This is a genomic window from Hyphomicrobium sp. (assembly GCF_041674905.1).
GTDB lineage: Bacteria > Pseudomonadota > Alphaproteobacteria > Rhizobiales > Hyphomicrobiaceae > Hyphomicrobium_B.
In genome coordinates this window covers 22198-29210 of sequence record NZ_JBAYUV010000042.1, presented here as the reverse complement: position 1 = coordinate 29210, position 7013 = coordinate 22198, and the positions used below count along the sequence as shown (strand labels likewise).

Genomic DNA, 7013 nt, shown 5'->3' with positions numbered 1-7013 from the left:
GCGCCGAGTTCATCGTCGTCGTGACCGGCGAGATCATGACCATGCCGGGCCTCCCGAAGGTCCCCTCCGCCGACAGCATCCGCCTCGACGACCAGGGCCTGATCCAGGGGCTGTTCTAAGTCCATATCCGCTTCCACAATTCCCAGTCCGCCTCGCCAACAGCGGGGCGGACAAACGCCGTAAGCAATCAAGTGAGCTCCATGACCGCAACGATCATCGATGGAAAATCCATAGCCGTAAAAGTACGGGCGCAGTGCCGTGACCGCGCCAACGACCTCAAGGCTCGACACGGAGTGGTGCCGGGGCTCGCTGTTCTCATGGTGGGAGATGATCCCGCATCGGCCGTCTACGTCCGCAAAAAAATCCAGGCGTGCGCTGACGTCGGAATTCAATCGCACAAGTTCTTGTTCTCTCGCGATGAGAAACAGAGCGTCCTGATCGAGAAAATCCGTGAATTGAGTGCCGACCCGAAAATCAACGGCATCCTTGTGCAATTGCCGTTGCCCAAGCACTTTGATCTCCAGGAAGTCCTTGGTGCCATCGATCAGGAGAAAGACGTCGACGGCTTTCACCTTTATAACGTCGGCGGACTGGTCGTAGGCGGTACAGTTTTTCCTCCGTGCACGCCTTATGGCGTCATGCTGATGCTCGACAATTCAGGCGTCGAGATCGCCGGACGCAACGCTGTTGTGGTCGGCGCGAGCAACATTGTCGGCAAGCCGATGGCGCTCATGCTGATGAACCGCGAGGCGACAGTCTCGGTCTGTCACGCCAAAACACGGGACCTCGCGCAATTCACGATCCTTGCCGATATCCTGATTGTTGCCGCCGGCTGCCCGAACCTCATCACCGGACCCATGGTGAAATCGGGCGCCGTCGTTATCGATGTCGGCATCAACCGTCTCGCGAACGGACAGCTCGTCGGCGATTGCGATTTCGAAGCCGTAAGCCGTAGAGCGTCGATGATCACGCCGGTGCCCGGCGGCGTCGGCCCGATGACAGTGACAATGCTCCTCGTGAACACAATCAGTTCCGCAGAACGCGCTTGTTCGACCACTCCAAAATCCGTCGAAGTCGGCGTCAACACCTAGCTTATCGACGGAATAAAAAATTGTTATCTGCGATAAAAAATAGTTCTTCTTGATAACCCATCGCATACAGTAGCTCAGGTCCTAGTGGTTCCTCCCATTTTGACCCACGAGTCCAACTTGCCGGGGAATTTTTTCCCCGGCCATTTTCTTATTATTGTCGTGGGTTTGCGTTTCTCAGCCGACGATGGACTTGTTTGATGGTGTCATCGTGCATTCGGCTTAGCAATGAGCGAGGCAAGAATGACCGGCAGGCGCCCCCCGCAACGCGACGCTCTCACCGCTCCGATTGTCATCATTCATGAAGCTGCAGCCCAATGCGGGCATTTGACGGCGCAGACCATTGAGGCCGCCGAAATTCAAAATCGGCTTATCGAAGAAACGAACCAGCGAACCGATAGCCTTGCCCAATCGCTCAAAGCCGCCAACCAGGGGCTGGAGACTTGCAGCGCGAACGCCACGAATATTCAAACCGAGACTCGCGACGCGCTGCGGAGCATGTCCGACGCGCTCGATCGCGATTTCAATACGCTGACTGAAATCATTTCTAACAAATCCGCGGATACGAAAAAGATCCTGGCAACGATCGTGGAGATCGGCCATCAAATCAAAATTCTCTCGATCAACGCGCGGATCGAGGCTGCACGGGCGGGCGAGGCAGGACGCGGGTTTACCGTTGTGGCGAACGAAGTCGGCAGGCTCGCGGAAACGACAATGGACCACGCAAAGGAAGCCGAGGTTCTGCTGAACTTCGCCGACGTGGAAAGCCAGATCAACGACGCGGCACAACAGTTTCAGGCCGCGGTAACATCGGTCCGGAACTTGAGCGATGACTCGCTCGGACGCGTTTCGGCGACAATCAACGAGATGACGGCCAATCTCGGAGACGTCGCCGACAACAACAAAGTCATCGACGAACTCGTCAACATGCAAAGAACCGCCGGTCGCCGCCTCCGCGCGCGCCTCGGCTGGGCAGTCCAGGAATTGGACGACATCGCGGCTGCGACGGCGACCGCCGAAGACGCCCACGAACCGTTGCTTCAGGTTGCGAGACGATGGAGGCTCGCGCCGGCGGCGGACCGTTTCGAAGACATCAAGCGGCGGGGCGTTCTGCGGGTCGGAGTCGAACCAGGCTTCGTGGGTTATCGTTCCGTCGCCGCCCGCGCGAACCGCTCATGGGGCTGGACGTCGATTATGCCCGAGCCTACGCGCAATCGATCGGCGTGACGTGCGAATTCATCGAGTATCCGTGGGATGCGTTGACCGGGTTGCTTCACGTCGGCATCAAACAGGGCGAGCACCCAGTTGACGTCGTCTGGAGCGCGCTGCCGCCAAACGCGGCCTACCGCCAGGTCGCGTATTCGGAAACCTATACCTATCTGCCATTCGTCCTTGCCCGGCGCGTCGGCGACATGAGAATCCGCAAGCTCGATGACCTCAACGGAAAAGTTCTTGGTGTCATCAACGACCCCGGTGCATTCGAAGTCCTGGAGTCATCCGGTGTGCGGTGGTCCGTGAACAAAGACAAACCCGGGCGAAAAATTTCTCTCGCCAACCTTATTTCCTATTCCGATCAAGGCCGCATCCACGACTGCCTGGTGGAAGGAAAGGTCGATGGTTTCTGCGTGGATCTGCCGATCTACCATTGGGCATGCTCAAATCCCTCGAGCCCGTGGTTCGGAAAAATCGAAATCGTCCCAGGCAATCTCGCCAGCAAGCTTTACTATTACACCGTCGCCGTCGCAGCGAGCCCAGCCAGCGCATCGCTTCTCAAAAGCATCAACGCATTTATCCGAAGCTTCCGCTCCAGCATCCGCTGCCATCAAATCGAACAGCAATGGCAGGGCCGCGTGCATGATGGAGCGCATGGCTACCGCGACGAACCAGGCAATCTTCTAGGAGAAGCGGAACTCAGCGCATGGATTTCGCCGAGCGAGACCGGTTGACCTGAGCTTGGCATTTTCGCCAACGCGTTTCGCGTGTACGCGAAGCGTCGAGCCATCACAGCCCGACGCACTTCACGACGCACAAAAGAAATTTGTGCATCGATAAGACATCGACCAGCAGAGACATGCTGCGCCGTCGTGATAATGCAATGATCTGGCTGGCGTTTTACCGGCCTGCACAGCATCAAGCGGGATTGCGCTACTGAAACAAAGCCGCTATCTCCATTCCCACGCGCGGCTACCTAAGATTGCAATCCGCCGATACGGAACAATCCATGACAAACAAGAAAACGGCTTTGATCTCGGGCGTAACCGGCCAGGACGGCGCATACCTTGCCCGGCTATTGATCGGGAAGGGCTATATAGTTCATGGAATAAAACGCCGGTCGTCGTCCTTCAACACACAGCGCGTGGATGAAATTTATCAGGATCCCCATGAGGATGACGTGTCCTTCTTCATGCACTACGGAGATCTGACGGACTCGACCAACATCATTCGACTAGTGCAAGAGACCAAACCGGACGAAATCTACAACCTAGCCGCGCAAAGCCACGTGCAGGTCAGCTTCGAAACACCCGAATATACCGCCAATTCCGATGCCGTCGGCGTCTTGCGATTTCTCGAAGCCATCAGAATTCTGAAGCTCGAAGAGTCTGTTCGTTTCTATCAGGCTTCCACGTCCGAACTTTACGGCAAGGTTCAAGAGACCCCGCAAAAGGAAACGACGCCATTTTATCCGCGATCCCCCTACGCGGTCGCAAAGCTTTACGCGTACTGGATTACCGTCAATTACCGTGAAGCCTACGGAATGCACGCCTCGAACGGCATTCTTTTCAACCATGAAAGCCCGATCCGCGGCGAAACCTTTGTCACGCGCAAGATCACGCGAGCTGTGGCGCGCATCGGCGCTGGTCTGCAATCGACGCTCTATCTCGGCAACCTGGACGCCAAGCGCGACTGGGGTCATGCCAAAGACTATGTTGAGGGCATGTGGAAAATCGTCCAGGCCGACCGCCCAAGCGACTACGTTCTCGCGACCGGCGAAACCCATGCGGTTCGCGAATTCGTCGAGCTTGCATTCGCTGAAATCGGGAAGACCATCGGCTGGAAAGGCACGGGTGTCGACGAAATCGGCTTCGACACGAAAACGGGCGCCGAACTGATCCGCGTCGATCCCCGATATTTCCGCCCGACAGAAGTTGATCTGCTGCTCGGCGATCCAAGCAAAGCGAAGAACGAACTGGACTGGCAACATAAAATCACATTTTCCGAGCTCGTAAGCGAAATGGTTGCGGCGGACATCCAGCTTCTGAACCGGGAGAGCTGGCGCAACACGCTCAACGAATAAACGCGACGGGAGTGGACAAGAATAAAAGCATGCCGTTCGATCTGAAAAATAAGCGCGTTTTTGTTTGCGGCCATCGCGGAATGGTCGGATCGGCTATCGTCCGTCTCCTCGCCGTAGAGGATTGCAAAGTTCTGACCGTTGGGCGCGAACATCTCGATCTTCGTGAGCAGGCAGACGTCAGAGCCTGGTTCAACGCCGAGAAACCCGATGCGGTATTTCTCGCCGCGGCGAAAGTCGGGGGAATTTTTGCAAATGACAGCTATCCCGCCGAATTTCTTTACGACAATCTCGCAATCGAGATGAACGTCATCGATGCAGCGTTTCGGAGCGGCGTAGAAAAGCTGTTGTACTTGGGGTCGTCCTGCATCTATCCGAAGTTCGCTCCGCAGCCGATACCGGAAAACGCACTTCTGACCGGCAGCCTCGAACCGACGAACGAATGGTATGCCATCGCCAAGATCGCCGGGCTGAAACTCTGTCAGGCGTACCGCCGCCAGTATGGTGCGGACTTTATTTCTGCGATGCCGACCAATTTATATGGCCCCGGCGACAACTACGATTTGAATTCCAGTCACGTCATTCCGGCTTTGCTGCGCAAGGCGCACGAAGCCAAGCGATCGGGAGCGCGCGAGATCACCATCTGGGGCTCTGGCACCCCCCGGCGGGAATTCCTGCACGTCGACGATGCCGCCGGCGCTTTCCTGCACCTGATGAAGGCGTATTCCGGAATGGAGCACGTCAACGTCGGAACCGGCGAAGACGTCACTATTCTGGAGGTCGCCAAGCTTGTGTGCGACGTGGTCGGGTTCACCGGCTCGATCGTTACCGACCCGACCAAGCCCGACGGCACGCCGCGCAAGCTGCTCGATACCTCGAAATTGACCGCAACGGGATGGCGTCCCCGCTACGGCTTGCGAGACGGGCTCGTCGACGCTTACGGGTGGTTTGAAGCGAACGAAGCAGCGGCGCGCTTGACCGTCTAATTCGCTCGCGGCTCTTCACTCGACATCGATTATCCCTCGACAACAAGCTGGGCGTGCCATCGGAACGTCAGCTCTCGAACCTACAGGTCCAGCGTGTCCTGTAAGGCGCACTGCAGTTACCTGATTTTCCGGATTGATTTGTGTCAATGTGCGTACGCGTTGCAACGATCAGCAATAGTCGCATTGGCGACGACGTCGCGCCAGAGTTCCCAAACTCTCGATGCGACAATTGCCGAACGGCAATCCGTTCATTCGCTCAGTGATGCGTTTCAGAAAACGAAAGCAACATATCTTGCCGCGATACATCCCTATCGTCGTGCTGAATGATTCCAAAACAATCCACCTTGTATCACCCGGCCGCACCGGCCTTGGGCTCGGCCGTTCATGGAGACGCCGCTCATGACCCAGGTTAGCGACGCGGCGGTCGACGACCGGCCCGCGAATATCTCCGAGAGGATAACGGAGAGCGAGTCTCCCTTCGAGATCGAAGAGCTTTTCTTTTCGCGTACGGAATTGCGCGGACGGATTCAGTCGGGCAACGCCGTTTTTCAACGCGTAAGCGAATATCCCTGGGCGGAAATGATGGACCGCCCGCACAACATCATCCGCCATCCGGACATGCCCAGGGCCGTTTTTTTTGTCTTGTGGGACAAGATACGCGCCGGGCATCCAGTCGGCGCTTATGTCAAGAACAGGGCCAAGAATGGGAATTACTATTGGGTATACGCCGTCGTTACCCCGATAGACGGCGGCTATCTATCGGTGCGACTGAAGCCCAGCAGTGAGCTTTTTGCCGCCGCATCGGCGCTCTATACGTCCACCCGACGCCGCGAAACCAACAGCGCGATAAAGCCGGCCGACAGCGCCGTCGAACTCGTTGCGAGCCTGCGCGACAGTGGCTTCCGCGACTATGCGGCTTTCATGGCGGCCGCGATCAGCCGCGAGATGCGGTCGCGGAATGCGGCACTGGGGCGACCGTCCTGGCGTTTGATTGATCTATTCGACGAGCTGGTGACCTCAGCCGACACGCTGCTCACGACGACCGACCGGATGCTCGGGATGGTCTCGACATTCAACCACACTCCGACCAATCTGCGAATACAGGCGTTGCGCATGGGCGAGAAAGGTCGCGCGATTGCCGAGATTTCATCGAACTACGATCATATCTCCAAGGCCATCGTGAACAACCTCGAAGAGTTGGAGACGGCATCGAAAGAAGTCTTCTCGGGCGTCAATGACGGTCTGTTCCTGGCTTGCACCGCAAGACTTCAAGAGGAAATGGCCGGCCTCTTCGACCAGGAAGTCTGCGACGACGGTGAGACGTCGCGCGAGGAGGCCAAACGTCTTCGTCAGCAGACTAACGACTGCAAAACGCACGCCGCCCAGAAATTCGAACTGATCAAATCACGCATCGAACACTTTTTTGAACTGACCAGCGAAATGAAGCGCCTGCTGTCGGGACTTGTCGCCGTGCGTGTGATGGGCAAGGTCGAAAGCGTCAATTTGAGCAACGGAATTTTTTCCGACCTGATCGCTGACCTGGAGAAGGGACAGCAAACTTTGACGTCCGGCCTGGAAGACATCGGAAAACTGAACGACCGAATTCGCGAGACCGTTATGCAGCTGGACGCGCTCATCTAAATCCAG

The 7013-nt window shown here is 56.9% G+C and carries 7 protein-coding genes; all 7 read left to right on the top strand.

The genetic code is table 11. The features are described from left to right. Window positions 1-119 (top strand): formate--tetrahydrofolate ligase (locus tag WC026_RS14765; protein ID WP_372709856.1); only part of this gene is annotated, 119 nt, incomplete at its 5' end. 81 nt (window positions 120-200) lie between these two features. Then, window positions 201-1091 (top strand): bifunctional methylenetetrahydrofolate dehydrogenase/methenyltetrahydrofolate cyclohydrolase FolD, encoded by an 891-nt coding sequence (folD, locus tag WC026_RS14760; RefSeq protein WP_372711772.1) that lies wholly within the window; start codon window positions 201-203, stop codon window positions 1089-1091. A 240-nt stretch (window positions 1092-1331) separates the two neighbouring features. Further along, window positions 1332-2315: a methyl-accepting chemotaxis protein gene (locus WC026_RS14755; protein ID WP_372711771.1), complete on the top strand. Its 984-nt coding sequence runs from the start codon at window positions 1332-1334 to the stop codon at window positions 2313-2315. Next, window positions 2264-3034: a substrate-binding periplasmic protein gene (locus WC026_RS14750; protein WP_372711770.1), complete on the top strand. Its 771-nt coding sequence runs from the start codon at window positions 2264-2266 to the stop codon at window positions 3032-3034. Before WC026_RS14755 ends, WC026_RS14750 begins: the two co-directional genes overlap by 52 nt. Before the next feature lie 275 nt (window positions 3035-3309). Beyond that, window positions 3310-4383, top strand: coding sequence for a GDP-mannose 4,6-dehydratase (gmd, locus tag WC026_RS14745; RefSeq protein ID WP_372711769.1), 1074 nt, complete (start codon window positions 3310-3312; stop codon window positions 4381-4383). A 29-nt stretch (window positions 4384-4412) separates the two neighbouring features. Further along, on the top strand, window positions 4413-5366 hold the full coding sequence (locus WC026_RS14740; protein ID WP_372711773.1) for a GDP-L-fucose synthase family protein: 954 nt from the start codon (window positions 4413-4415) through the stop codon (window positions 5364-5366). A gap of 399 nt (window positions 5367-5765) precedes the next feature. Next, window positions 5766-7007, top strand: a complete 1242-nt coding sequence (locus WC026_RS14735; RefSeq protein ID WP_372711768.1) for a PAS domain-containing protein — start codon at window positions 5766-5768, stop codon at window positions 7005-7007. Window positions 7008-7013: the final 6 nt, after the last annotated feature.